Genomic DNA, 25,822 nt, shown 5'->3' on the forward strand with positions numbered 1-25,822 from the left:
CCGGTCCGGCCGGGCGGCGTCCGGCGCCCGGAGCGCCCGCTGGTTCCGGGCCGTGCCCGAAGACATTGCGCCGAGGGCGTTCATCGCAGCACCTGCAGCGGAATCGACGGGTGACGGCCCTTGCCGCGGGCCGTCGGGAAGAAGGCGTCGTCGTCGAGACCGCGGATGGGGCAGCCCTCGAGCCGGGCGAGGCCTCGCGGCAGCTCCGAGTGCGTCGTGGGGACGACGAAGCGGTCGTCGTACTTGGCGATCGACAGCAGTCGGTACATGTCCTCCATGTCCTGGCCCGTCATGCCGACGGCGGCGGGGATCTCCTCGTCGCCCGGGGCGTCCATGAAGACGTCGCGCAGGTACGAGCGCATCGCGGCGAGGCGGCGCAGCGAGCGCTCCACCGGGGCCGTGTCGCCGGCGGTGAACAGGCCGGCGAGGTACTCCAGCGGGATGCGCATCTGCGACAGGGCGCTCAGCAGCACCCGGTGGTTCTCGCCGTCGCCGCCCGAGGCGGTCACCGCGTCGACCACCGGCGACAGGGGCGGGATGTACCAGACCATCGGCAGGGTGCGGTACTCCGGGTGCAGCGGCAGCGCCAGCTCGTAGTCGTGGATGAGCCTGTGGACCGGCGACTCCTGGGCGGCGACGAGCCACGAGTGCGGGACGCCGTTGGCCGCGGCCCGGCCGATCACCTCGGGGTCGTGGGGGTCGAGCAGGATCTCGCGCTGGGCGGCGTACAGCGCGGTCTCGTCGGGGCGCGAGACCGCCCAGTCGACGCGGTCGGCGTCGTAGAGCACGACGCCGAGATAGCGCAGCCGCCCGACGCAGGTCTCGGAGCAGACGGTGGGCTGGCCCACCTCCAGGCGCGGGTAGCACAGCGTGCACTTCTCGGCCTTGTGGGTCTCATGGTTGAAGTAGACCTTCTTGTACGGGCAGCCTGACACGCACATGCGCCAGCCGCGGCACCTGTCCTGGTCGACGAGGACGATGCCGTCCTCGGCGCGCTTGTACATGGCGCCCGAGGGGCACACGGAGACGCACGTCGGGTTGAGGCAGTGCTCGCAGATGCGCGGCAGGTGGAACATGAACGAGTCCTCGATGGTCTTCGAGACCCGCAGGCTCATCTGGTGCAGCACCGGGTCGGTGTCGAGCGTCTCCATGGAGCCGCCCAGATCGTCGTCCCAGTTCGGGCCCCACTCGATGGTGTCCATGGTGCGGCCGGTGATCTGTGAGCGGGCGCGGGCCGTGGGGACGGCCCGCTGCCCGGCCGGGGCGCTGAGCAGCTTGTCGTAGTCGTAGGTCCACGGCTCGTAGTAGTCGTCCATGCCGGGCAGGCAGGGGTTGGCGAAGATCTTCGCCAACGTCGACAGGCGCCCGCCCAGGCGGGGGACGACCCGGCCGCTCGCGGTGCGCCGCCAGCCGCCGTGCCAGTCGTCCTGGTCCTCCCAGCGGCGCGGGTAGCCGACGCCGGGGCGGGTCTCGACGTTGTTGAACCACATGTACTCGGCGCCCTCGCGGTTCGTCCACGCCTGCTTGCAGGTGACCGAGCAGGTGTGGCAGCCGATGCACTTGTCCAGGTTCATCACCATGGCGATCTGTGCCATGACCTTCATCAGAACTGCACCTCCTGGCTGCGGCGGCGGATCAGCGTGACCTCGTCGCGCTGGTTCCCGGTGGGCCCGTAGTAGTTGAACGCGTACGAGAACTGGGCGTAGCCGCCGATGAGGTGGCTCGGCTTGATGAGGATGCGGGTCAACGAGTTGTGGATGCCGCCGCGTCGTCCGCTGCGCTCGGTGAGCGGAGTGTTCGCCACGCGCTCCTGGGCGTGGTGCATGAACACGGTGCCCTCGGGCACGCGATGACTGACGACCGCGCGCGCCGAGACGATGCCGTTGCGGTTGTAGGCCTCGACCCACTCATTGTCGTGCACGCCGATCTTGTCGGCGTCGGCCGGGCTCATCCAGATCGTCTGGCCGCCGCGGCCCAGCGTGAGCATGTGCGGGTTGTCGTAGTACTGCGAGTGGATGGCCCACTTGTTGTGGATCGTCAGATAGCGCACGGCCACCTCGGCGGTGCCCTCGGGCGAGACGCCCTCGTAGCCGACGGGGCGTTCGCCGTACAGCTGCTGGAGGTTCACCGGGGGTCGGAACATCGGCAGGGACTCGCCCATGTCGCGCATCCAGTCGTGGTCGACGTAGAACTGCGGGCGGCCCGTCAGCGTGTGCCAGGGCTTGTGGCGCTCCATGTTCTGCACGAATGCCGAGTAGCGCCGTCCGCCGTGCTCCGAGCCGGACCACTCCGGCGAGGTGATCACCGAGCGCGGCTGGATGACGACGTCCCGGAAGGTGATGCGCTTCTCCTCGTCGCCGGCGGACAGGTCGGCCATCCGCGTGCCGGTGCGCTGCTCGAGGGTGCGGAAGCCCTGCGTGGCCAGGCGCCCGTTCGTCGTGCCCGACAGGGCGAGGATCGCGTTGATGGCCTTCACGTCGGTGTCGAGGAGCGGACGGCCCGTCCCCGCCCCGTCGAGCGCCCGACCGTTGAGTTCGCCGAGCTCGCCCACCTCGCGGTCGGGGTGGTAGACGACGCCCTTCGTGGCCATGCCGGGCGCCTCGGTGAGGGGGCCGAGGGTGTCGAACCTCTCGCCGATCAGCGTGTAGTCGCGCTCCACGCCGACGATCTTCGGCATCGTCACGCCGGGCACCCAGCCCTGCCGGTCGGTCACGACCCCGCCCGGGCTGGTCATCTCGTCGGGGCTGTCGTGGCCGAGAGGCGCGGCGACCGCGTCGACGTGCGAGCCGAGGTGCTCGGCGGCCATCCGCGAGACGAGATGGGCCAGTGTCCGGTAGGTCTCGAAGTCGGTGCGGGCCTCCCACGGCGGGTCGACCGCCGGGGTGAAGGGGTGGACGAAGGGGTGCATGTCGGTGCTCGACAGGTCGTTCTTCTCGTACCAGGTGGCCGCGGGAAGGACGACGTCCGAGTGCAGCGTCGTGCTCGTGTTGCGGAAGTCGGCGGTCCACATGAGATCGAGCTTGCCGGCGGGCGCCTCGTCGCGCCAGGTCATGGTGGTGGGGCGCCGGCCGGGCGGCAGCTCGGCGGCGTTGACGTCGTTGTCGGCGCCCAGCATGTGGCGCAGGAAGAACTCGGTGCCCTTCGCGGAGGAGCCGAGCAGGTTCGTGCGCCAGTTCGCCAGGATGCGCGGCACGTTCTCGTCGGCGTCCGGGTCCTCGGCGGCGAAGTGGAGCCGGCCGGCGGCGAGCTCGGCGGCGATGTACTCGCCCGGTGCCATGCCCGCCTTCGCGGCCTCGTCGCCGAGGACGAGCGGGGAGCGGTCGAAGGTCGGGTAGCTGGGCATCCAGCCGCGCTGGGCGGATTCGACGAGGCAGTCGGCCGTCGTCCTGCCGGCGAGCGTGCGGGCGCCCAGCGGGCTGGCCATGCGCTCGGCCCGCGCGCCGTCGTAGCGCCACTGGTCGGTCGTGAGGTAGTACCAGCCGGTGGCGATCATCTGACGGGCCGGGCGCTGCCAGTCGAGGGCGAAGGAGTAGTTCGCCCAGCCGGTGATCGGGCGCACCTTCTCCTGGCCGACGTAGTGGGCCCAGCCGCCGCCGTTGACGCCCTGGGTGGCGCACATCGTCGTGAGCGCAAGGAAGGTGCGGTAGATCGTGTCGGAGTGGAAGTAGTGGTTCGTGCCGGCGCCCATGAGGATCATGGAGCGCCCGCCGGACTCGAGGGCGTTGAGCGCGAACTCCCGGCCGATCCGCACGGCGGCGCCCGCCTCGACGCCGGTGAGCTCGGCCTGCCAGGCCGGGGTGCCGGGGGCCGAGGCGTCGTCGTAGCCGGTGGGCCAGACGCCGGGCAGCCCGTCGCGGGCCACCGCGTAGTGGGCCAGGAGGATGTCGTAGACGGTGGTGACGAGGCGGCCGTTGACGCGGCGGGCCGGCACGCCGCGGCGCACGACGCCGGCGCCGATGCTCCCCTGATCCTCCTGGGCGGGCAGGTCGAAGCGGGGCAGCAGGATCTGCGCCGGCTCCCAGTCGTCGGTGTCCATGAGCGAGAGGACCGGGTCGACGCCGTCGAGGTCGAGGTTCCAGTGGCCCGCGCCCTGGGGCCCGAAGTGGTCGGCCAGCGTGCCGCCCGGATCCTTCACCCGCCCGTCGGCGTCGAGGACGAGCGGGCGGAAGGCCGCGTTCTCGGTGCGCTCGCAGGTGCCCTCGGGCATCTTGTCGGCGGTGAGGAACTTGCCCGGGACGAGGGCCCGCTCCTCTCCCAGGTCGCCGGCGCCGGCGCGGGCCCGGGCGTCGGCCTCGTCCAGCTCGACGAGGAAGGGGGCGTCCGAGAAGCGCTTCACGTAGTCGCGGAACATGGGCTCGCGGCGTTTCACGTGGAACTCGGTGAGGACGACATGGCCCATCGCGATGGCCAGGGCGCCGTCGGTGCCGGGGGCCACGCGCAGCCAGTCGTCGGCGAACTTCGTGTTGTCGGCGAAGTCGGGGCTCACGACGACGACCTTCTGGCCGTGGTAGCGGGCCTCGACCATGAAGTGGGCGTCGGGGGTGCGGGTCAGCGGCACGTTGGAGCCCCACATGATGAGGTACTGGCTGTTGAACCAGTCGCCGGACTCGGGCACGTCGGTCTGGTCGCCGAAGACCTGCGGGCTCGCCGGCGGCAGGTCGGCGTACCAGTCGTAGAAGCTGAGCATCGTCGCGCCGAGGAGCTCGTGGAAGCGGGCGCCGGCGCCGTAGGACAGCATGCTCATGGCCGGGATGACGGAGAAGCCGGCGATGCGGTCGGGGCCGAAGGCCTTGATCGTGTGGACGTAGGCGGCGGCGATGATCTCGGTGGCCTCGGACCAGCTCACGCGGACCATGCCGCCGGTGCCGCGGGCGCTCTTGTAGGCCTTGGCGCGGGCCGGGTCGGAGACGACGTCGGCCCAGGCGTCCACCGGGTCGCCGAGGCGCTCCTTGGCCTCGCGGTAGGCCTCGAGGAGGACGCTGCGCACGTACGGGTACTTGATGCGGGTCGGCGAGTACTCGTACCAGCTGAAGGCGGCGCCGCGCGGACAGCCGCGGGGCTCGTACTCGGGCATGGTCGGGCCAGTGCTGGGGTAGTCGGTGCACTGCGACTCCCACGTGATGATGCCGTCCTTGACGTAGACCTGCCAGGAGCACGAGCCGGTGCAGTTCACGCCGTGGGTGGAGCGGGCGATCTTGTCGTGGCTCCAGCGCCGGCGGTAGAAGGCGTCGGCGGCGCGTCCGCCCTCGAGGAAGAGCTGGCGGCCGGAGGCGTCGGTGGCGCCGCGGCGCAGCCAGCTGCCCATGCGGAGCAACGGCGAGGCCTTGGCCGAGGCGGGGTCGGCTCGCGGGGTCCTGTGCGGGAGGGCGTCCTCGCGGGCCGGTTCGCCGCCGGTGGCGGCGGGGCTGTCGTTGATGTCGGTGCTCATGGCGAGGCTCCTCTGGGGATCGAGCTCTGACGAAGGGCGATGGGGTCAGCCGGGGAAGGGCGCCCTCGGGCGGGCGTACTGGATCCAGCAGATGACGGCGCAGACGGCCGCGTAGACCGCGCAGATCCAGAACCAGGTGCTGGCCGCCATGCTCGACAGGGCCACGCCGACGAAGAACGGGCCGAAGGAGGCGATGGCGGCGGTGAAGCCGATGGCGCCGCCGGCCTGGCGCTTGGGCATGATCATCGGCATCTGCTTGAAGGTGCCGGCGTTGCCGATGCCGCTGAAGAAGAAGAACGCGAGCATCGCCCACAGGAAGCCGGGGAACTGGTCGGGGCCGCTCGGGTCGAGGAACAGGGCGGCCCACACGAGGGTGCCGGCCACGCCGACGCCTGAGACGAAGGTCCAGATGGCGCCCCCGAAGCGGTCGCACAGCGGGCCCCAGGCGACACGGACGATCGAGGCGATGAGCGGGCCGAGGAAGGCGTAGGTGGCGCCCGCGGGCAGGCCCTCCATGCCGGCGAACCTGCTCGTCGCGCCGTAGGTGTTGTTGATGAGCAGGCCGAACTGGGCGCTGAAGCCGCTGAACAGGCCGAAGGTCATGACGTAGAGCAGGGTCATGAGCCACGTGTTCGGGTTGCCGAAGATGTCGATCTGCTCGCGGAAATTGGCCTTGACCGGCACGTCCTTGAGGTAGACGAACGCCAGGACGGCGGCCAGGATCGACCACGGCACGAAGAAGATCGCCGCATTGTGCACCCACAGGTCACCACCGCTGGTGTGCTGCGGGGCGATCCAGGTGATGCCGAACAGGCCGAAGGTCATGAGGACCGGGCCGACGAGCTGGATGACCGACATGCCCAGGTTGCCGATGCCCGCCTGGATGCCGAGCGCGGTGCCCGACAGGCGCTTGGGGAAGAAGTAGCCGGTGCTGGGCATGTAGCCCGAGAAGGTACCGCCGCCGATGCCGCAGGCGATCGCCAGGGCGAGGAGGACGCCGTAGTCGGTGTTCGGGTTCTGCACGGCGAAGAACCAGCCGAACATCGGGATGATGTACAGCAGCGAGCTCCAGGCCACCATCCTGCGGGTGCCGATGACGGGGGGCAGGAACATGTAGACGAGGCGGATGATGCCGCCGGACAGGCCCGGCATGGCGGTGAGCCAGTAGAGCTGGCCCTTGGTGAGGTGGAAGCCGATCGAGGCGAGCTTCGGGGCGATGGCGCTCACGAGGAACCAGACGCAGAACGCCAGGATCATCGAGTAGGTCGAGATGGCCAGGGTGCGCCAGGCGAGGCGGGAGTCCCAGCTCGCCTCGTCCTCGGGGTTCCAGTCGGTGACCACGTGCCTCGACGCGGTCGCGCTCTTCGCGGCGGACATGCGCTTCCTCTCGCTCCACCGGTGCCCCAGGCGCCCGGCGAGGGCGGTCACGGCATCGGCCGCTGGCGCGCGGGGGAATTAGTCCGGTTCCGGTCCCAAAAATAACTGGTGCGGGCTCCCCGCCGCCAATCCACGGGGACGCGGGGGAGTCCGCGGGGCCCGCCGCCGGCGCCCCCGGAACCGCTCGGCGGGGTGTCGGCCCGGCCCGCGCCGGCGATTGAGGGCGGTCTTGCTCCGGGGTCGACGGGAGACACCCGGGCCCGGAGCGGGCCCTCCCCGGGCCGGCGCGGACACCACTCGGCGACTAGGGAGTACTCACCCGCCGATGCGGCTCATGGTGCGGCTGGGGGCGGCGAAGTCCATGCCGTCGAGGCCGTGGGCGGCCGGTTTGGCGAGCATCGCGTCGGCCCAGATGCGGGCGATCCCGGCGTCGTCGACGCCCCCGCGGAGGGGCCCGCGGAGGTCAGTTTCACTGATCGCGAACAGGCAGCTGCGGATCTGCCCGTCGGCGGTGAGGCGGGTGCGGTTGCACGCGCCGCAGAACGGGTCGCTCACCGAGGCGATGATGCCGACCGTCCGGGAGGGGTCGTCGTCCACCTGCCACAGGCGCGCCGGTGCGTGCGGGTCGGTCGTCGGCGCCGGGCTCAGCCGGTGCGCCGCGCCGAGCAGGGCGAGAATGTCCTCGCGGGTGACGAGCCGGCTGCGGCGCCAGGCGTCGATGGGGCCGATCGGCATCTGCTCGATGAAGCGCAGTTGAATGCCCTCGGCCAGGCAGAAGTCGAGGAGCTGCGCGGCGTCGGCGTCATTGACCCCGCGCAGGAGGACGGCGTTGACCTTCACCGGTGCGAGACCGGCGCTCCGGGCCGCGGCGAGGCCGGCGAGGACGTCGGGCAGGCGGTCGCGGTGGGTGATCCGCGCGTAGTGCTCCGGGTCGAGGGTGTCGAGCGAGACGTTGACGCGGTCGAGGCCGGCGTCGGCGAGCCCCCGGGCGCGGTGGGCGAGCCCGAGGCCGTTCGTCGTGAGCGCCAGCCCGGGCGCCCGCCCCCGGTCGGTGCGCATCCCGGCGGCCGCGGCGACGATCGTCTCGAGGCCGCGGCGCAGCAGCGGCTCGCCGCCGGTGAAGCGGATCGTGCGGATGCCGAGGCGCTCGACGCCGATGCGGCACAGCCGGACGACCTCGTCGTCGGTGAGCGTCTGCTCGGTGGGCAGCCAGTCGAGGCCCTCGGGCGGCATGCAGTAGCTGCAGCGCAGCGTGCAGCGGTCGGTGAGCGAGACGCGCAGGTCGGTCGCGACGCGGCCGAAGCGGTCGACGAGGGCCCCCGGAGCGGGGCCGGGCTGCTGCGCGTTCATGCCTGCGACTCTAACCGCGAGGCGGGCCGGGCGGGAGCGGGCGAGACGGGCCGGGCGCGGGCGCGCCGCCGGTGTGGCTCGGTCCGGGTGGGCGCCGTCGCGTCCTCCATGGGCCCGACGGCGACCCGTCTCCGGGCCCGTCCTCGAGGTCGGCCGTGGCGGTTGCGAGCGGGATGCCCTCTACAGCCCCAATCACTCCGCCAACTACCCGCCGCGGCTTGACCAACCCGCATAGGGGCACCCGCACGGGCGCGTCGCGAGAACCGGCGGAACACCGTGGGCGGTGTGGGCCCGGCTCCGAGGGTGCGCGCCGGGTCCGTCGGGGAGGGGCCCGTGCGGCATGATCGGGTCATGAGCAAGGGTGCGGGGCCGGTCGGCGCCGGCAGGACCGGTGGGGTCGTCCATGCGGTCGTGCTCGCCGGCGGTTCCGGGGAGCGCCTCGGCGGGGTGAGCAAGGCCGACATCGTCCTGGGCGGGCGGCGGCTGCTCGAGCTGGTGCTGGACGGCCTGGGGCCGGTTGTGAGCGGGGCACTCGTCGTCGTCGCACCCGGCTCGGTCGAGGTGCCCGAGGGGTGCCGGCGCACGCTGGAGGACCCGCCGGGGGGCGGCCCGCTGGCGGGCATCGCGGCCGGTCTCGACGTCCTGCCGGAGCCGGAGGGACCCGACGAGCTCGTGCTCGTGTGCGGCGTCGACACCCCGGGGATCGGGGCGCTCGCCGGGCGTCTGCTCCGGGCGCTGGGGGAGCACCCGGGCGGGGACGGCGCTGTCGCCGTCGGCGGGGAGCCGAAGCCCTACCGGCAGTACCTGGAGGGCCTGTACCGGCGCGACCGGCTCGCCGGCCTGCTGGGACGCGTGCGGGTGCGCGACCGGAGTGTGGCGCGGACCCTGCGCGTGCTCGACCTCGTCGAGGTGCTCGCGCCGGTTCAGCAGTGCCGCGACGTGGACTCCCCGGAGGACCTCGCCTGGTGGGCCGAGCGGCTGGGCGGTTGAGGGTCGGCGTCGGGCTCGTGGGGCCGACCCGCTCGCTCGGGGCTGGACGGGGCGGCGCCGGGGCGGTGGCCGCTTTCGTGGCCGAGGAGGCCTATTCATAAGGCCGGTTCAGGTTGTTGCCGGTGGTCCCGCGTGGGGCGTGCCGCAGAGGACGAAAAGGCGGCCTGCCCTGAGATGGTCAAGAGGGTTATGCGAACGAACCCGCGGCTGGCGGTGACAGGAACCCGCGGCTGGCGGGGTCGTGAACGCGGGCTCCGAGCCATTCGGTGCCGGCGATGCGGGCCTCGCCGCCGGGCCCGAGTCCGAGGCCGCCGCGCAGTGTGGTCTGGGCCGCGGGCGGCTGGTACGGGTTCTGGGGGTCCGTGTCGCGGCCGGGCCGCCATGAGGGTTCGAGCCAGCCGCCCGGCGCGGTGGCGGTGAGGGGGCCGGCGTGGGTGATGGTCTGGCCGCCGGCCTGGAGGAGCCGGCCGGTCAGGTCGTCGAAGAACACCTCCTCGTCGTTGACGCGGGTGAGCTGTCCGAGGGCGTCCACGACGGTCGTGGTCCGTGCAACCGTGTCACCGGAGTGGTCGGTGATGGCGGACAGTGTCCACAGGCCGGTCCACTCGTACTCGCGGCGGCGGCCGTCGGAGTGCTCCTCGGCGGTGCGCCGGCCCGACCGGTCACAGGCGTAGGTGATGGTCCGGCGGTCATCCTCAAGCACGCCTTCGACCACGACTTCGAGCACCTCCAGCCCCGTGAAAATGAAGACGATTCTGTTTCATGACGGGCCTGTCTCAGTGACCACCAGTCAAACGCTTCCCATTCAGAGGGTCATCATTCTCCTCTGCGACCCATGTGATCTTGGGAAGAGTCATGACCCATGGCTCCCATGTACTCGCTACCACGCGGAACCAGCCATCGCTGAGATCCAGATGCAACCAGTCGAGACCTGATTCAACAGAAAGCAGGTCCTGTCCTTCAAACTTCTGCAGGAGCAGGGCAAGATCTTTGGGATTCATCTCCTCCCACAACGCCTCGCGCCCACACTGCCCCACAAAGGATCCATTGATCTCGAGGGCCATGTCACCGGCATGCAACAAGGGTATCGTCTCGGAAACCAATTCGAACCTCGTCATAGGGGCAGGGAGGATGGAATCAAGCTGCTCATCAAGAGCTACCGACACAACAAGTCCCTCATTTTTGTCATGGCTCAAGCGTAATGTGGGTCCGCTCTCGAACATATTGTTTCTGGCTGACCTCGAGAGTCCTTGTGGGGGCTGAACTGGCTTGCCTGCAAATGGATTCACGGATTGCTCATTTGCGTTGGTGAGACTTGTCCTGCGAGGTGCTGGGCCACTAGGTTCCATGATTCGCACCTTAGTTGTATCAGGAGTTGTATCAGGAAGGTCATATGGCTGTCATGAAACAAAATCGTTTCTGGTTTCGCGGAGTGGGAGGTGCTCGAAGTCGTAGTCGAAGGAGCGTCCGGTGACGTATGAGGCGAACGCGCCGAAGGTCTCTTCTGGGGTCTCGCGCTGAATGTTCGCGATGTTGCTCCTGGCCGCGTTCCAGACATGCTCCACCGGATTGTGGTCGGGCGCGTACGGCGGCGGATGAATCGGTGTGATGCGCTCCAGCAGCCGGCCGGGCTCGTAGAGGCCGGCCAGCATCTTGGCATGGTGGAATCGGGCGTTGTCCGGGACGACCGCGGTCTTGCCGGTCTCGGTTTCTCGTTGGAGCCGGTCCAGCGCGAGGATCGTCTGCTCGGTGTTCTGGTTCCCCTCGATCGGGTACAGCGTGACCTTCTTGCTGGTCAGGGAGAGCGCACCGAAGAACGACTGGGACGTCTTCTTCCGGTCCACGTACAGCTTGGTCCGCTGCCCTTTCGGGAGCTGCATCCGGCGGGTCTCGGCCTCGTGCTCCAAGCGGACCTCGTCCGCCGTGTAGACCTCCCAGCCCTGGTCCAACAAGCTCTTGACTTGGGCCTTCACCTCGGCCATGCGCCGGGTGATGGCTTTCTCGTTGCGGTGCTCATCGAACGAGTCGGGCAGCTCGAGACTCAGCCCGCACAGGCGCAGGAGCAGCTGATACGAGGAGTCCGCCTGGTACTCGACATCGAACATGATCTTCACGACCTCACGCATCGCCGGGACGTCCCAGAACTCGGCGTGAACACCGGACCGGGAGGGCGGCCGGGCCAGGATGGCCTTGAGTTCTTCCTCCTGCGCGCGGGCGGGTTCCGCCGCGTTCTGGTTCCCCGCATGCCCTGTCAGCACCGAGCACATCCTGGTGGCCCGCCACTCGGCCAGCCATTCCTGCACGGTCCTCTCGGCCCGCTCAACCGTCTTCGCGATGATGCTGATACTGACTCCTTCGGAGGCGTACAGGACAGCTTCTGCTTTCATCCGAACCAACGCATGATTGTCGGAACGCTTCTTCCACCTGATCAGGACGGCGGTTTCTTCCGGGGTGACCCCGACCTGCATGTCCCGATCACATCCGAAACGACACAGGAAATCCACGAAAAATACGATTTCGTTTCATGTCAGCCATAGCTTGTTCCGGGGCTTCTGGTTGGAGTCGTCGGGAATCCGGCGTTCTGGAGGCCTTCTTCGTGTCGTGTTCTGCTGGTTGGGATGATGGTTCCTTGGTCGTCGGCGATGGAGTCGGGGCCGGTCGTGTGCGGGGGTTCGATCTGCGGCCGTGCAGGCGCGGCCGGTGGCTCTGCCCGTGGGGCGGGTGATGCGTTTGCTGGTGCTGCCACGGGGCTGAGGGCGCTTCACGTGCGCAGAGCATGGTTCCGGGATTCCCCGGTCAGGGTCCGATGTCGCCGAACGCCCACTTCCCGTCCGGACCCGAGGGAGCCCCACGGCCGTGCCCCATCCACGTGACCCCGGGCAGAGTCATGACCCATGACTCCCACTCCGTCGCCACCACACGGATCCACCCATCCGTGAAGCCCACGTGCAGCCAGCCCTCACCGGAGTCCACAGCCCGCAGCCGCTGACCCTCGAAACCCTTCAGGGCCGCAGTGAGCTCCTCCGGCTCCATCTCGTCCCACAACGACTCATGCCCCTGACGCCCCACGAAAGGCCCCGTGATCTCGAGCGTCACAGTACCGGCGGACAGCACGGGGACCCGGTCGTGATCGAAGTCATCGACCACCTCGAACCGAGACACCGGAACCGGCAGGACCCTCTCGAGACGCTCCCGGGCACTCACCACGGACACCCCCACAGGACAACGAGAACGACACAACACCCGGTGACGTCTGCGCGAGGCCCGGACGCGGCCGGGCGAGGCACTCGCCCCGGGGAAACACCGGACAGGGTCCTGCGCGGGCCCTCCGAAAGCCACGGGATCAGCCGTCCAGCCCCAGCCTGGCACGGGCCTGCCCAAGGGTGAACGGGTAACGGATCGTGGCGGCATTGGTGACCAGGTACGACGGGTTCCGGTAGAACGACTCGTCCCACGGCCGCAGACCCACCGCGGCCGCATACCCCGCCAGCATCTCCTCCGTGAACCGGTCCCGACGACGCCGGCTCCCGTACGCCTCCACATCCTCGAACGGCTGGACCTCGCCGCCCGCCTCGAAATACCAGCGTCCAGGATTGTTCTCGATCAGTTCAACCGTCCGGACATACCCGAGTTTCGTCTCCGGACCCAACATGTGGAACTGCCGCGCCCCCAACGGCCCCCCACTGTTGCCGGCAGGCGGGACAGACGCAACGAAATACCCGCGCACCTTCAACAGTTGACTGGCCAGGAGTCCTGTCAGTTGAGCGACGCCCTGACCATTCACCTGGCCGTCGAACATCGCCGTCCACCCGTCCAGGGCCGTCGAGGTCAGAAGAATGCGAGGACGCGAAGCGATGGTGAGCGGCTGCAGCTCGAGGAGATTCTCCTCCAACGAGCCCCCGAGCTCCGTGGCCCGCCCGCCGTCATGAACCCTCGTGAAGAACTCGACCAGAACAGCCGCCACCTCCTCCGGCGGCGCACCGAGGAAACCAATCGAAAACGTCAACGGCGCGAGCCGCCCGTCGAAGAGAGAGGTCATCATCATCTGCTCCTAATCCACGTCGTCCCACAAGTACACTACGGCGTCCGGGTCATTCGCCAGGATACGGTCCGCATGGCCGGGGCCCCTCGTCGACGAGGACGTGTCGACCTCCTCGCAGACCCGCACCCCGTCCTTTCCGGTGTACTGGAGGTCGGGCCGGTTGATCCCCACGCGCTGCCCCTGCGCATTGACCTGCTGCTGGTTGACCCGAAGCTCTTCGACACCCTGTTGGTTGAGGGTCCGAATCCTGTCCTGGGCCCACTGGTTCTGAGTGGTGCTCTGACTGACCGGACGATCCGTGTCGAGCGCAGGAGGAGGATCCGGGTTTGGAGTGATATAGGTTTTTCAGGCAGTGGTTGATGGTTGGTTTCAGGCTGCTGCCTTGTGTTGTTGTCTCCATCCGGTGTCGGCTTGGTTGGGGGTCCGGTGGTCGATCGCCGAGTGGAGACGTTTGTGATTGTATCGTGACTCGATCCGGGCTGTCACGTCCCGGATTGCATGGTTTCGGGTCGAGTAGACCTTACGGTTCACGAGTTCTTTCTTCAAGATCGCGTTGAACGACTCGGCGGCGGCATTGTTATAGCAGCTGCCGGTCCGCCCGACGGACGGGAGAACCCCGCGGCCGGCCATGAACCCCGTGCATCCGGCCCACGCGCATCGAGCCCCCCGACCCGAGTGAAAGACCGTGACACCACGGATCGGCGGACGGGCCCCGCGCGGCCATGACCGAGGCCCCGGCGACGAGCCCGACGCGCATGCGACCGGCGATCGCGCGCCCGACGACCCCTCCCCGAGGAGCAATCCATGACGACCGCCGGGTGGGCGGATCCCCGCCGGGTCGGACCATGCGTGATGCCGCCCATCCGTCTCATTCCGGGCGCGGTGGCGGTGAAGTTTCGGCGCAGCCGGTCGGGCCGGCCCGGAAGATCCGGCGCCGGCACGGTCGTCTTGGCTTGTTTCCGGGGTTGACAAGCAACGGGACCTGCTGCTGCCATGATCTTGCGGACCATGTCGAGTGAGACCTTGACGCCGCTTCGGGCCAGCTCTGCGTGGATCCGGCGGCAGCCGTGGGTCTGTTCGGACTCGTCGAAGAACTTGACGATGATGGCCGTCAGGTCTTCCCTCCGCTGGGTTGTCGAGGACTCGGGTCGGTTTCGCCAGGCGTAGTAGCCGGACTTGGATGCTTTCACCCACCGGCGCATGGACTGGATGGGGTAGTTGCCTTCTTCGCGGTGGATGCGGCGGTATTCCACGCCCACCCGGATTCCTGGGCGAAGAAGGCCGCCGCTTTTTTCAGGAACTCGTTTTCCATGCGGGCTTCCCGGAGCTCTGCCCTCAGCCGTCCGATCCCGGCGTGCTCCTCCGCGGTCACGGCATCAGCGCTGAGGTCGGGGTGTTCCTTCCGCCATCGTGCGACCCGGTTCCCGACTGTCTGCGCCACAGGACCGTACGATCCGGCCACCCCGGCCACCGGCCCGGACTCCTGGACGATCCCGAGAACGACTTGTTCCTTAAATTCCGCACTATATTTCGGTGCCGACATGATCTAATTCTACCTCACGATCATTTCACCCACCGCCCGAAAAACACCAAGCACTCCAGCCCCCTGAACTCAGTCCCGTACGTGCCCCTGCGGCTGTTCCGCGGCCCCACCCGACCCCGCACCGTAGCAGCCGCCGCGTCGAGCCCGCCCGCCAGATCAGCACTGACCACGAAATCCCACACCACATCCGACGCCGCATGCAGATCATCAAGACTCAGATCACCACTCACAGAAGAACCCCCCGAAGAACCCCCCGGGGTGGGCAGACAGAACCACACCAATGCAGCCACGAGAACAACCCCACCGTCAACCAGTCACAACGAGAGAAACAACACTCCTCGACCCCACGGAACCGCTCCCCTCGGGGACGATTCAGGAACCCCACCCAGAACCCCCCCGCCAACCGCCCAAGAACCTCAAGAGTGGCGACCGGGCGACCGAGCCTCGACCATCTCCAGCCAGGACAGGAACCCGACGGATCAGCCACGACGGGCCAGCGCATGGATCGCCGAGACCGCAAGCAGATTCGCGTCACGCTGCAGGAGGCGTCCACCGCCCCGGGGCCGGCGGCCCGCGCCGTCCAGGGGCGGTGCGGTCGTTCTGCGAGGCCGCCGCGGCATCCGCCCACGGGCGCCCAGCTGCCGCGAGGTCCAAGGGGCTCACCGCGTCCCCGCGGACGGCGGCAGGCCTAGGGTGGCTGGTGAAGCGAGCGCAGCCGTCAGAGCGACGAGCGCGGGCACGACGACCAGCGCCGTGGGGCGCGGAGAGGATGCCGGATGACGTACCGCAACGACTTCGACCTGTCGACGATCACCGCGGCGGTCGTCGTCATGAGCGACCGCGTGCTGTCGGGGGAGCGCCCCAACGGGGCGGGCGAGGCCTGTCGCGACCGCCTCCTGGCCGAGGGGCTCGGCGATGTCTCGCTGAGCGTCGTCCCCGAGCTCGCGCAGTCCCTCGACGAGGAGCTGCGCGCGGCCATCACGGCAGGACGGCGGCTCGTCGTCGTCCTGGGCGGCACCGGCTTCCGCCGCAACAACGACGCCCCCGAGGTCCTCCGCGGGCTCGTCGAGGTCGAGCTGCCCGGCGTCGCCGAGCTGATCCGCGCCCACGGCGCCGAGCACAGCCCGCTCGCGCCGCTCTCGCGCGAGGTCGTCGGCGTCACCGGCAAGGACGCCGACGCGGCCCTGCTCGTCTGCTCGCCCGGCTCCAAGGGCGGCATGAGCGACACCCTCGACGTGGTGGTGCCGCTGCTGCGCCACGTCTACATCCAGCTGGCCGAGAGCTGAGCGCGGCGGGCGCCGCCGATCCTCCGATCCGCTGATGCGGGTGATTCGGGTCGATCCATCCGATTTTGCTATGGTTCTTCCGTGCCAAGGCATCGCATCTCCGACATCAGCAGGCTGCTCGGCGTCTCGGACGACACCATCCGCCGCTGGATCAGCTCCGGCGCCGTGAAAGCCTTCCAGGACGACCAGCACGTGCTGCGCGTCGACGGCGCCTCGCTGGCCGGGCATCTGCTCGCCCAGCAGCACGACCACGTCGGCCTCGAGGACGGGTCGCGGTCCCAGTCGGCGCGCAACCACATCCAGGGCATCGTCACGGCCATCAGATCCGATCCGGTCATGAGCCAGGTCGACCTCGTCGCCGGGAACTCCCGGATCGTCTCGCTCATCTCCACCGAGGCCGTCGAGGCCCTCGGCCTCGAGGTGGGCTCCATCGCGGTGGCCCGGGTGAAGGCGACGAACGTCTCCCTCGAGCTGCCCGTCACCTCGTAGGCCCGTCGGGGCCATGGAATCAGGACCCCGCCGGGACGACGTCGTCCCGGCGGTCACGAATGCGTACGCCACGAACCCACAAGGAGCATCATGAGACTCACCCATCGCATCATGGCCGTCGGCACGGCCGTCGCGCTGTCGGCCGCCATGGTCGGCTGCTCGTCGTCCAAGGGCTCGTCCTCCGACGCCTCGTCCTCGACCCAGACCACCGTCCTCACCGTCTACGCGGCCGCCTCGCTGACCGCCGGCTACGACGAGATGGCCACCGCCTTCGAGGCCGAGCACCCCGGCGTCGACGTCCAGTTCAACTACGCCGGCTCGCAGACCCTCGTCGACCAGATCAACCAGGGCGCCCCGGCCGACGTGCTGGCCACCGCCAACACCTCGACGATGCAGAAGGCCGTCGACGCCGGCACCGTCGGTGAGATCACCGAGTTCGCCACGAACGTCCTCACGATCATCACGCCCGCCGGCAACCCGGCCGGCGTCACGGGCCTCGACGCCTCGCTCGACAACGCCCAGCTCGTCATCTGCGCGCCCGAGGTGCCCTGCGGCTCGGCCACCCAGCAGCTCACCGAGAAGCTCGGCGTCACGCTCAACCCGGTGAGCGAGGAGCAGCAGGTCACCGATGTGGTCGGCAAGGTCACGAGCGGTGAGGCCACCGCCGGCATCGTCTACCGCACCGATGCGAAGGAGGCCGGCGACAAGGTCACCGAGGTGCCGATCGCCGGCGCCGACCAGGTCGTCAACCACTACCCGATCGCCACCGTCAACGAGAGCCAGCACGCCGAGCTGGCCCAGCAGTTCGTCGACTACGTGCTCTCCGACGACGGCCAGGCCACGCTCGACAAGTACGGCTTCTCCAAGGCCGCCTGAGCCGGTCCGATGAGCGCACGCGCCCGGCGCGCCGCGCCGCCGGCCCCGGTCCCCGTCTGGCTGGCGGCGCTGGCGGTGCTGGGCGTGCTCTACCTCGTGATCCCCCTCGTCGGCATGGGGGCGGCCGTCCCCTGGGGGCGCTTCGGCGAGCTCATCGGCGCCGAGGCCTCGCGCGACGCCCTGTGGCTGAGCCTGCGCACCTGCGCCGCCGCCACGGCCGTCGACCTGGTGCTCGGCGTGCCCCTGGCGGTGCTGCTGTCGCGGTCCTGGCGCGGGGTGCGGTGCGCGCGGGTGCTCGTCGCGCTGCCGCTGTCGCTGCCGCCGGTCGTCGCGGGGCTGGCGCTGCTGACCACCTTCGGCCGCCGAGGCCTCGTCGGCCAGGTGCTCGACGGGGTCTGGGGCGTTCGCATCGGCTTCACGACGCCGGCGGTCGTCATGGCGCAGGTCTTCGTCTCGCTGCCCTTCCTCGTCATCACGCTCGAAGCCGCCCTACGCTCGCGGCCGGCGGGTCTGGAGGAGACCGCCGCCTCGCTCGGCGCCGGCCCCACGAGGGTGCTGCGCGCCATCACGCTGCCCCTCGTCGTGCCGGCGCTGGCGCGCGGTACGGCGCTGTCGCTGGCCCGCTGCCTCGGCGAGTTCGGGGCGACGCTCACCTTCGCCGGCTCGCTGCAGGGCGTCACCCGCACGATGCCGCTGCAGATCTACCTGGCCCGCGAGACGGACTCCGACAACGCGCTGGCGCTCGGCGCTCTCCTCGTCGTCGTGGCGGCCCTCGTCGTCGCGGGCACCGAGTGGACGCCCGGGGGGCGTGGCGGCGGGCCCGTCCACGAGGACGGGGCGGCGGCCGCCGAGCCCGTCTCCGCCGCTCCGGCGCGCGCCGTGCCCGCGGCGTCGATCGGCGTCGACGGCGCCCTGTCGGCCCGCGACTGGGCCCTGACGCTCGAGATCCCCGCGGGGCAGGTGCTCACCGTCATGGGGCACAACGGCTCCGGCAAGTCCACGCTCGCCGAGATCGTCGCCGGGCGGCTGCGCCTGGACAGCGGCGAACTGCGCATCGGCGGCCGACTCGTCGACGGGCCGCGCGTCTTCGTCAGCGCCCACCGCCGCGGCGTGGCGATGCTCGGCCAGGACCCGCACGTCTTCGCCCACATGAGCGTGCTCGACAATGTGGCGTTCCCGCTGCGCTGCCGGGGCGTGCCCCGCGGACGGGCCAGGGAGGCGGCCGCGGAGCAGCTCGCCGCCGTCGGCTGCGCGCAACTCGCCGGGCGACGCGGCCGGCAGCTCTCGGGCGGGCAGGCGGCCCGTGTCGCGCTGGCCAGGGCGCTGGCCTTCGAGCCCGCCGTCCTCGTCCTCGACGAGCCGACGGCGGCCCTCGACGTCGAGGCATCCTCGCAGGTCGGCCGGGTGCTCGCCGCGCGCCTGGCCGACGCGGGCACGACGACGATCGTCGTCACCCACGACGTGCTCGAGGCGCTCGAGCTGGCCGACCGGATGATCGTCCTCGACCACGGTCGGATCGTCGAGCAGGGCGAACCGGCACGGCTGATCGCCCGCCCGGCGAGCGCCTTCACCGCCCGGCTGGCCGGCCTCGACATCGTCACCGGGACGCTCGTCGTCGGCGACGACGGGCTGCCCGGCGTCGCCGTGGGGGAGCGCCGCCTCGTCGCCGCACGGCCGCCCGAGACCGGCGCGCCCGCGGCGGGGGAGCGGGTGGCCATGGTCTTCGCGCCGGAGTCGGTCGCCCTGCACGCCGCGCCGCCGGGGGGTTCGCCGCGCAGCGCCCTGCCCGGCACGGTCGAGGCGGCGGACGAGTCGGGCGGCCTGGTGAGCGTGCGGCTGGGCCTCGACGGCGGGGCCGTCGTCCGGGCCCGGGTGACGACGGCGGCCTGGGCCGAGCTCGGGACGCCGGTCGGCGGGCGGCTGTGGGCGCAGGTCAAGGCCACCCAGGTGCGGGTCGTGCCGCTGGCGTGAGCCGGTTCGATGACGAAAGGGGGAGCGGGCGCACGATCCGGTTCCGGGTGGCCGCCGGTCTTCCGCACGGGGTCGCCTCGTATGCGTCGCCTCGTATGCGACCGCGCCCGTTCGCCGGCCGGCTTGCCCGCGTCCTCCGGCCGCGACCCGACATGGGCGGAGACCCGAAGGCCCATGCAGGCCCGGCAACGACGTCCCTGGAACGCCGCTCATCGACGGGGCCCGTGCTCCTGACCTCACGCTCGGGCCGAAGAGCCGGGCTCACGGTCGGCGAGTCTTCGACGGTGGGCACCGTTCTCGAAGACGCAGCTGCCCGTGGCGGGCACCGGGACACCACGGATCAGGCTGGGATGATGGCCGCATGGACAGCCGACAGGGTGTGGCAGCCGGTCCGGGCATCACACTGGCGCCGCTCGAGCCCGATGACCGCGAGCAGTTCACAGCCGACAACCAAGAGGCGTTCCTCCACGGGGCGACGCAGGGGTTCGACATGCGCGACGACCACTTCGAGGAGGACGGGCAGATCATCTTCCGCGGGACCATCGAGCGCGCGATCGGCGGGGAGCACGCCGAGGCATGGCGCATCGTCGTGGGCGATCGCGCAGTCGGTGGAATCGTGCTGAACATCGACGGGACCGCGCGGAGGGGCGAACTGGAGCTGTTGTTCGCCTCACCGGATGCCCACAGCAACAGCAGGGGCATCGGGCAGGCGGCATGGCGCGAGGTGGAGCGCATGCGCCCCGGGGTGCGCACGTGGGGCCTGGTGATCCCGTACTTCGAAAAACGCAACATCCACTTCCATGGCCGTCATGGGACGGGGCCGTGTTTCGTGGGTTTCCTGTGCTGTTTCGGATGCGGTGGGGGCGTGCGGGTCGGGGTCGCCCCGGAGGAGACCGCCGTCCTGGTCGGGTGGAGGAGGCGTTCCGGCAGTCGCGTGCTCGCCGGGATGAAGGCAGAGGCGGTCCTGCACGCCTCCCGTGGCGCCGATGCGGGCATCATCGCTGAGACGGTCGAGCGGACGGAGAGGACGGTGCAGGAACGGCCGGCCGACTGGCAGGCCACCAGGATGCGCCCGGTCCCGGCCGGGCATGCGGGGAACCGGGACGCGGTGGAACCCGCCCGCGTCCGGAAGCAGGAACCCGAGACCATCCTGGCCAGGCCGCTTGGAGCACGAGGCCTGGACCCGCCGCATGCAGCCCCCGAAAGGGCAGCGCACCAGGCCGGTCCGTGGACCGGCAGAGGACGTCCCAGTCCTTCTCCGACGCCCTCCCCCCGACCAGCAGAACAGTCGCGCCGTACCCGACCGAGCAGAACCGGGACACCTGGCAGACGACCCTCGCACCGGACCCGCTCCAACGCGAAACCGAGGCGGCAAGATCGCGGTCGTCCCGGACAACGCCCGCCCCCACCACGCCAGAGCCCTGACCGGCCTCCACGAGCCCGGCCGGCTGCTGGAGCGCATCACCACGATCTTCCTGCCGCCGTACGTGCCCGACCACCAACCCGGCCGGGCACGTCCGGAACACGGCCAGGAACGACACCGCCACCATCCAGCACGAGACACCCGAAGAAACCCTCGGCGCATCCGCCCCACACATCACCGGCCGAACATTCGACCACGACTCCGAACACCTCCATTCCGCGAAACCAGAAACGATCCTGCTCCATGACGGTCATTGTTTCGTGACGGCCATGGAAGGGACTTGACCCGGCGGTGCCGGATCAGCAGGGGTCGTGAAGGTGGTGCCAGGCGCGTCGAGGTCTTCCAGACGGACGGTGCAGGAATCGCCCGTCTTCGGAAGACCTCAACATTCGCACCAGGACTGACGCGCCAGCCCGTACCACGCCCGAACCGTGAGGAGCCAGTTCCCCCTCCGGCCCGCCGCCGGAGTTCGCAGCCCCGGGCTCCGTGGCCCGTGGTGCGCGGGCCGGCGGGCGCGTCCCGGGACCTCCCCCGCCCGCGTCTATCGTTGGGGTGCGGCTCCGCCGGTTGGACGGCGGGCCGGGGAACCGGAACCGAGCGAGGGGGAACCGAGCGTGAGCGGAGCCGTCGGCGTCGTCGAGGTCTACCTGGCGCGTCATGGTCAGACGTGGTTCAACAAGCGCGATCGCGCCCAGGGCTGGTGCGACTCCCCGCTGACCGGCGCCGGGCACGAGCTCGCCGCCGCGGTCGGGCGCGGCCTGGCGTCCGGCGGCGTCGTCCTCGACGCGGCGTACAGCGGCGACATGGCCCGCCATCACGAGACCGCCCGCGGCATCCTCGACGGCATGGGTTCGTCGCTGCCGGTCGTCCAGCTCAGGGAGCTGCGCGAGATGTCCTTCGGCGGCTGGGAGGGCGGCTCCAACGCCGACATGTGGAGGGCCTGCTGGGCCGGCCTCGGGGTGACGACCGACGAGGAGGCCTTCGCGAGGGGCCTCTCCCTCACGGACGTCTACGACGGCATCAGCGCCTCCAACCCCGACCCCGAGTACCCGGCCGAGAGCACGGCCGTCGTCGCGGAACGCGCCGGCGGGGCCCTCGAGGAGATCGCCTCCGCGGAGGGCTCCCGGCGCGGGCGTTCCCGCGTCCTCGTCGTGACGAGCGGGATCACCATCGTGTGCGTCCTCGCCTCGCTCGGGCTCGCCTCGCGCACCCGCATCCGCAACGGCTCGGTGAGCCTGCTGCGCCACGACGCCTCCGGCTGGACCGCCGAGACCGTCGACGACCTGAGCTGGGCCCGACGGGGCGGCTCGTCCCCGGCCGGCACCACGCCCTGACGGCGGCCCGGGGCCGCCCGGACCGAGCAGAACCGCGGCTCTCGGGCCGCCCGGACGAAGGAGGACGGTATGACCGACGGACCCGTCGAGGTCTACCTGGTGCGCCACGGCGAGACGTGGTTCAACAAACTCGACCGCGTGCAGGGCTGGTGCGGCACGCCGCTGACGCCCAAGGGCTTCGCCGTCGCCGAGGCGATCGGACGGGCCTTCGCCGCCGGGGGCGTCGACTTCGCGGCCGCCTACAGCGGCGACATGCTGCGTCACCACGAGACGATGACCTCCCTGCTCGAGGGCATGGGCTCCGAGCTGCGGCCGGTCTCCCTCTTCGGGCTGCGCGAGATGTCCTTCGGCGCCTGGGAGGGCATGCCCAACAGGTTCATGTGGGAGGCCGCCTACCGGGTGCTCGGCGTCTCCTCGACCGAGGAGGCGCTCGGGGCGGGCCACAGCCTCATCGACATCTACGACATCTTCAGTCGCACCAATCCCGACACCGATTACCCGTCCGACACCGTGCGCCAGGCCGCCGACCGGGCCCTGTCGGCGCTCGACGACATCGCTGCCGCGGAGGCCGTCCCCGGCGCCCCGCCCGCGGTGCTCGTGGTGAGCAGCGGCGTGACGATCGCCTGCATCCTCGACCGTCTCGGCGCCGAGCTACGGGCGCCGATCCACAACGGCGGCGTGAGTCGGCTGCTGCGCGGGGCGGACGACACCTGGCGGGTGCTCGGCCACGACGACACGAGCTGGGCCGAGCGGGGCGGCTGGCGGGGCTGAGGCCCGGCACGCGCTCCACGGCGGCCGGTGCGGCGCACGCGGTGCGGCAGGGACGCGTGCACCGGGCGCGGCGGCGGCCCCTGCTCGCCGGGGCCCGTTCGCGCCCGTCGCCCGCACGGCATCGTCCCGGGCATGCCCCTCGTCCGTCGGGATCGTCGTGCCGTCGTCCCGCCCGGTCGGTGCGCCCCGCGGGAGGCCCTCCGACCCGCCCCGGTACGGTGGAGCCGTCCTGACCGAGGAGGGGCCGATGACCGAGGACGGGGGAGCGACGGGCCGGCCGACGGTGCTGCTCGGCATCAGTGCGAGCATTGCCGCCTGCAAGGCGCCCGGTCTGGCGGGGGCCCTCATAAGGGCGGGCCTCGACGTGCGGACGGTCATGACGCCGCGGGCCACCGCCTTCGTCTCGCCGCTCGTCCTGGAGGCCCTCACCGGCCATCCCTGCCCGGTCGAGGTCATCCCGTCGGGCCCGGGCCGCGCCATGGAGCACATCGAGCTGGCCAGGGCGGCCGACCTCGTGCTCGTCGCCCCGGCGAGCGCCGACGTCATCGGCCGGCTCGCCAACGGCCTGGCCGACGACCTTCTCACGACGACGGTGCTGGCCTGCACCTGCCCCGTGCTCGTCGCCCCGGCCATGAACACCCGCATGATCGCCAACCCGGCCGTCCGGGCGAACCTCGCCCGCCTGGCCGGGCTCGGCCACGAGGTCATCGCACCCGACTCCGGGCGACTGGCCTGCGGCGACGTCGGGCCGGGACGGATGCCCGACGCGCCGGTGCTCGTCGCGCGGGTGCTGGAGCGCCTGGACCTCGGCCCCGGGGACGAGCCCGCCGGGGACCTCGCCGGCCTGCGGGTCCTCGTCACCGCCGGCGCGACGATCGAGCGCATCGACCCGGTGCGCTACATCACGAACCACTCCACCGGTCGGATGGGCTTCGCCCTCGCGCAGGCCGCCCGTGACCGCGGCGCCCGGGTGACGCTCGTGGCGGGCAGCACCGCCGAGCCCCCGCCGCCGATGGACGCCGTCGTCCGGGTCGAGTCGGCCGAGCAGATGTTCCACGCCGTCGAGGACGCCTCGTGCGACGCCCACGTCGTCATCATGGCCGCGGCCGTGGCCGACTACCGGCCCCGCCGCGTCGCCGAGCAGAAGATCAAGAAGACCGACGGCCCCGCCGTGCTCGAGTTGGAGCGCACCCGCGACATCCTGGCCTGGCTGGGCGCCCACCGCCGCGACGGGCAGACCCTGTGCGGCTTCTCGATGGAGACCGCCGACCTCGTCACGAACTCGCGGCGCAAGCTGGTCGAGAAGGGGATCGACCTCATCGTCGCCAATGACCTGTCGACCCCCGGCGCCGGCTTCGGCGTCGGCACGAACGTCGTGACGCTCATCACCCCCGACGGTCAGACCCGGTTGCCCCTGGCGAGCAAGCGCGAGGTGGCCGACCAGGTGCTCACGGCCGTCCTGCGGGCCCGGGCCGGCCGCTGAGGCGGGTGCCCGGGCCCCGGCCCGGTCCGCCGTGCGCCCCGTGCGGGAGGGTGAGCAACACCGCGGCGGACGCGTCCGGCGGTTCGGCAGGGCCCGCCCCTGAGCGCCCGGAGCGCCTCGCCGACATCGGCGTCGAGGAGGATCGACCGGTCGGCCGTCCCGGCCGGCACTTGCGGCGCCGCCGGACCGATTCACTGTGCGCTCCGTGCGAGAAGACGAGCAGTCTTCGCACAGTGAAGCTCCGGCTCTCGGCCGGGCGGATGCGGCCACCCCCACGGCCGCGCCAGAACGCACCCGGGCCCCGGCCCTCGGCCGGGTGGACGCGGTGGCGTCCCGAGCGGTGGCGGCGCTTGCCGGGGCTCCGGCACCGACGGGGCGCGCGAGCCGGTCCGGGGCCGTCGGAATTCAGGGTTCTTCAGCGGTCGGGTTCAGGGTTCTCTGCATCAAAGACTCTTCCACAAGGGAGAATACACTTCTTGGAGGGTCGGGGTCGGGGCTGTCGGGAGCGTCGGCGGAGCGTCCGGTGGAGGGTTCCCATCGGAACGGGAATCGTGGAAGACTCACTGTGCCCCACCCCAATGGAGCACCTGATTCATTCGGCAATTCGAAGGAGCCAACATCATGAAGAAGTCGATTCCCGCCGCCCTCGCGTGCACGGCGGCGGCACTGCTCATCCCCGCCACCGCCAGCGCCTGTCCCGCCGGTTGTGGAGACACGGGCCAGGGAGGCGGTCAGCTCCAGATCGAGGACCGGCCCAGCGTCCAGATCGACACCCAGACCGCGCAGAAGGAGGTCGACCACGCGAAGAGCTTCAAGGACGCCGGCGCCGGCCTGAGCCAGAACGACCGCGACTGCTTCCTCGGCAAGATCCTCGAGGGTGACTACTACGACGCGGGCAGCCACTCCATTCGCAATGACAGCGGCGCCCGACTGAGCGGGAACGCGAACCTGGAGTCCTACCATGCCTCCGATCTGTCCCTCTGGCTCTACGAGCACGAGGACACCTGGTGGGCCGGCTCCCAGAGCTGGCAGGTGGGCGACGTCCTGTCCTTCTCGCAGGGCCAGTTCTCCAGGACCGAGACCACCTCGGAGTTCTTCTCGAGCGTTCAGGTCGTGGCGATCTACGTCGGTGACGGGCAGGTCATCTACTGCCCCTGCAACGGGGCCGGTGCGAAGGTCGAGCAGAAGAGCATCACCAGTCTGGAGGCCGAGCTGAACCTCACCGTCTCGGTCGTCTCGCGCCCCTGCGACAAGGGCGGTGCGCCCGCCCCGGCCGCCCCGAGCAAGGAGACCCCGACCCCCTCGAAGGATCAGGGGAAGGCGTCCCAGGGTGACGACGAGACCCAGTGCGCCGAGCACGACGGGGATGACGACGGGTCCAAGTTCGCCGAGCACGACGGGGACGATGACGGCGACGAGAACGAGGCCCCGTGCGACGAGGGCGATGACTGAGTCGAGC

The 25,822-nt window shown here is 70.6% G+C and carries 22 protein-coding genes; 9 read left to right on the plus strand and 13 right to left on the minus strand.

All coding sequences use genetic code 11. The features are described from left to right. Nucleotides 1-80: 80 nt before the first annotated feature. From narH to moaA, 4 genes are all read right to left on the minus strand, one after another. Nucleotides 81-1,604 (minus strand): nitrate reductase subunit beta, encoded by a 1,524-nt coding sequence (gene narH / locus EGX94_RS06970; protein ID WP_021798519.1) that lies wholly within the window; start codon nucleotides 1,602-1,604, stop codon nucleotides 81-83. After that, nucleotides 1,604-5,305 (minus strand): nitrate reductase subunit alpha, encoded by a 3,702-nt coding sequence (locus EGX94_RS06975; RefSeq protein WP_051383851.1) that lies wholly within the window; start codon nucleotides 5,303-5,305, stop codon nucleotides 1,604-1,606. Before EGX94_RS06975 ends, narH begins: the two co-directional genes overlap by 1 nt. Before the next feature lie 168 nt (nucleotides 5,306-5,473). Further along, nucleotides 5,474-6,805, minus strand: a complete 1,332-nt coding sequence (locus EGX94_RS06980; RefSeq protein ID WP_021798517.1) for a nitrate/nitrite transporter — start codon at nucleotides 6,803-6,805, stop codon at nucleotides 5,474-5,476. Nucleotides 6,806-7,120: 315 nt separating this feature from the next. Next, nucleotides 7,121-8,155, minus strand: a complete 1,035-nt coding sequence (moaA, locus tag EGX94_RS06985; RefSeq protein ID WP_021798521.1) for a GTP 3',8-cyclase MoaA — start codon at nucleotides 8,153-8,155, stop codon at nucleotides 7,121-7,123. A 333-nt stretch (nucleotides 8,156-8,488) separates the two neighbouring features. Between moaA and mobA the strand changes: the two genes are divergently transcribed. Next, nucleotides 8,489-9,145 (plus strand): molybdenum cofactor guanylyltransferase, encoded by a 657-nt coding sequence (gene mobA / locus EGX94_RS06990; protein ID WP_021798524.1) that lies wholly within the window; start codon nucleotides 8,489-8,491, stop codon nucleotides 9,143-9,145. 187 nt (nucleotides 9,146-9,332) lie between these two features. On the opposite strand, the gene EGX94_RS06995 is transcribed toward mobA, so the two are convergent. The 8 genes from EGX94_RS06995 to EGX94_RS13405 all read right to left on the minus strand — a co-directional run bounded on the left by EGX94_RS06995 (nucleotide 9,333) and on the right by EGX94_RS13405 (nucleotide 14,730). After that, on the minus strand, nucleotides 9,333-9,848 hold the full coding sequence (locus EGX94_RS06995; protein ID WP_123826097.1) for a hypothetical protein: 516 nt from the start codon (nucleotides 9,846-9,848) through the stop codon (nucleotides 9,333-9,335). 73 nt (nucleotides 9,849-9,921) lie between these two features. Continuing rightward, nucleotides 9,922-10,341 (minus strand): hypothetical protein, encoded by a 420-nt coding sequence (locus tag EGX94_RS07000; RefSeq protein WP_196807792.1) that lies wholly within the window; start codon nucleotides 10,339-10,341, stop codon nucleotides 9,922-9,924. Nucleotides 10,342-10,545: 204 nt separating this feature from the next. Next, on the minus strand, nucleotides 10,546-11,613 hold the full coding sequence (locus EGX94_RS07005) for an IS630 family transposase (RefSeq protein ID WP_081707471.1): 1,068 nt from the start codon (nucleotides 11,611-11,613) through the stop codon (nucleotides 10,546-10,548). Nucleotides 11,614-11,941: 328 nt separating this feature from the next. Further along, nucleotides 11,942-12,358, minus strand: a complete 417-nt coding sequence (locus EGX94_RS07010) for a hypothetical protein (protein ID WP_192962631.1) — start codon at nucleotides 12,356-12,358, stop codon at nucleotides 11,942-11,944. Nucleotides 12,359-12,488: 130 nt separating this feature from the next. Beyond that, nucleotides 12,489-13,190, minus strand: coding sequence for a hypothetical protein (locus tag EGX94_RS07015; protein WP_123826099.1), 702 nt, complete (start codon nucleotides 13,188-13,190; stop codon nucleotides 12,489-12,491). A gap of 366 nt (nucleotides 13,191-13,556) precedes the next feature. Next, nucleotides 13,557-13,817, minus strand: coding sequence for an integrase core domain-containing protein (locus tag EGX94_RS14345; RefSeq protein ID WP_081707446.1), 261 nt, complete (start codon nucleotides 13,815-13,817; stop codon nucleotides 13,557-13,559). Then, a complete protein-coding gene (locus EGX94_RS14350; RefSeq protein WP_081707447.1) occupies nucleotides 13,730-14,389 on the minus strand; it encodes an IS3 family transposase in 660 nt (219 codons plus the stop codon). The genes EGX94_RS14345 and EGX94_RS14350 overlap by 88 nt, the downstream gene beginning before the upstream one ends. Next, complete coding sequence (locus EGX94_RS13405; RefSeq protein ID WP_155948340.1) at nucleotides 14,374-14,730, minus strand: hypothetical protein; 357 nt, start codon at nucleotides 14,728-14,730, stop codon at nucleotides 14,374-14,376. Before EGX94_RS13405 ends, EGX94_RS14350 begins: the two co-directional genes overlap by 16 nt. Nucleotides 14,731-15,506: 776 nt before the next feature. On the opposite strand from EGX94_RS13405, the gene EGX94_RS07030 reads away from it, so the two are divergent. From EGX94_RS07030 to modB, 4 genes are all read left to right on the plus strand, one after another. After that, nucleotides 15,507-16,016 (plus strand): molybdopterin-binding protein, encoded by a 510-nt coding sequence (locus EGX94_RS07030; protein ID WP_021798232.1) that lies wholly within the window; start codon nucleotides 15,507-15,509, stop codon nucleotides 16,014-16,016. An 81-nt stretch (nucleotides 16,017-16,097) separates the two neighbouring features. Further along, entirely contained in the window at nucleotides 16,098-16,505 is a 408-nt protein-coding gene (locus EGX94_RS07035) for a TOBE domain-containing protein (RefSeq protein WP_021798229.1), read from the plus strand. A gap of 90 nt (nucleotides 16,506-16,595) precedes the next feature. Then, nucleotides 16,596-17,381, plus strand: coding sequence for a molybdate ABC transporter substrate-binding protein (gene modA / locus EGX94_RS07040; protein WP_021798236.1), 786 nt, complete (start codon nucleotides 16,596-16,598; stop codon nucleotides 17,379-17,381). A 9-nt stretch (nucleotides 17,382-17,390) separates the two neighbouring features. Further along, entirely contained in the window at nucleotides 17,391-19,352 is a 1,962-nt protein-coding gene (gene modB / locus EGX94_RS07045; RefSeq protein ID WP_123826103.1) for a molybdate ABC transporter permease subunit, read from the plus strand. A 340-nt stretch (nucleotides 19,353-19,692) separates the two neighbouring features. Here the strand turns inward: modB and EGX94_RS13410 are convergent, their stop codons facing one another. Beyond that, on the minus strand, nucleotides 19,693-19,920 hold the full coding sequence (locus EGX94_RS13410) for a hypothetical protein (RefSeq protein ID WP_192962632.1): 228 nt from the start codon (nucleotides 19,918-19,920) through the stop codon (nucleotides 19,693-19,695). Nucleotides 19,921-21,389: 1,469 nt separating this feature from the next. Here EGX94_RS13410 and EGX94_RS07055 point away from each other — a divergent pair. From EGX94_RS07055 to EGX94_RS07070, 4 genes are all read left to right on the plus strand, one after another. Then, nucleotides 21,390-22,109: a histidine phosphatase family protein gene (locus tag EGX94_RS07055; protein ID WP_021796244.1), complete on the plus strand. Its 720-nt coding sequence runs from the start codon at nucleotides 21,390-21,392 to the stop codon at nucleotides 22,107-22,109. A gap of 69 nt (nucleotides 22,110-22,178) precedes the next feature. Beyond that, the gene (locus tag EGX94_RS07060; protein WP_021796238.1) at nucleotides 22,179-22,880 is read left to right on the plus strand and encodes a histidine phosphatase family protein; all 702 of its coding nucleotides are present in this window, start codon (nucleotides 22,179-22,181) and stop codon (nucleotides 22,878-22,880) included. 247 nt (nucleotides 22,881-23,127) lie between these two features. After that, entirely contained in the window at nucleotides 23,128-24,363 is a 1,236-nt protein-coding gene (gene coaBC, locus EGX94_RS07065) for a bifunctional phosphopantothenoylcysteine decarboxylase/phosphopantothenate--cysteine ligase CoaBC (RefSeq protein WP_021796240.1), read from the plus strand. A gap of 621 nt (nucleotides 24,364-24,984) precedes the next feature. Next, on the plus strand, nucleotides 24,985-25,815 hold the full coding sequence (locus tag EGX94_RS07070; protein ID WP_021796234.1) for a hypothetical protein: 831 nt from the start codon (nucleotides 24,985-24,987) through the stop codon (nucleotides 25,813-25,815). Nucleotides 25,816-25,822 lie beyond the last annotated feature (7 nt).

The organism is Propionibacterium acidifaciens, assembly GCF_003798325.1.
GTDB classification, from domain to species: Bacteria; Actinomycetota; Actinomycetes; order Propionibacteriales; family Propionibacteriaceae; genus Propionibacterium; species Propionibacterium acidifaciens.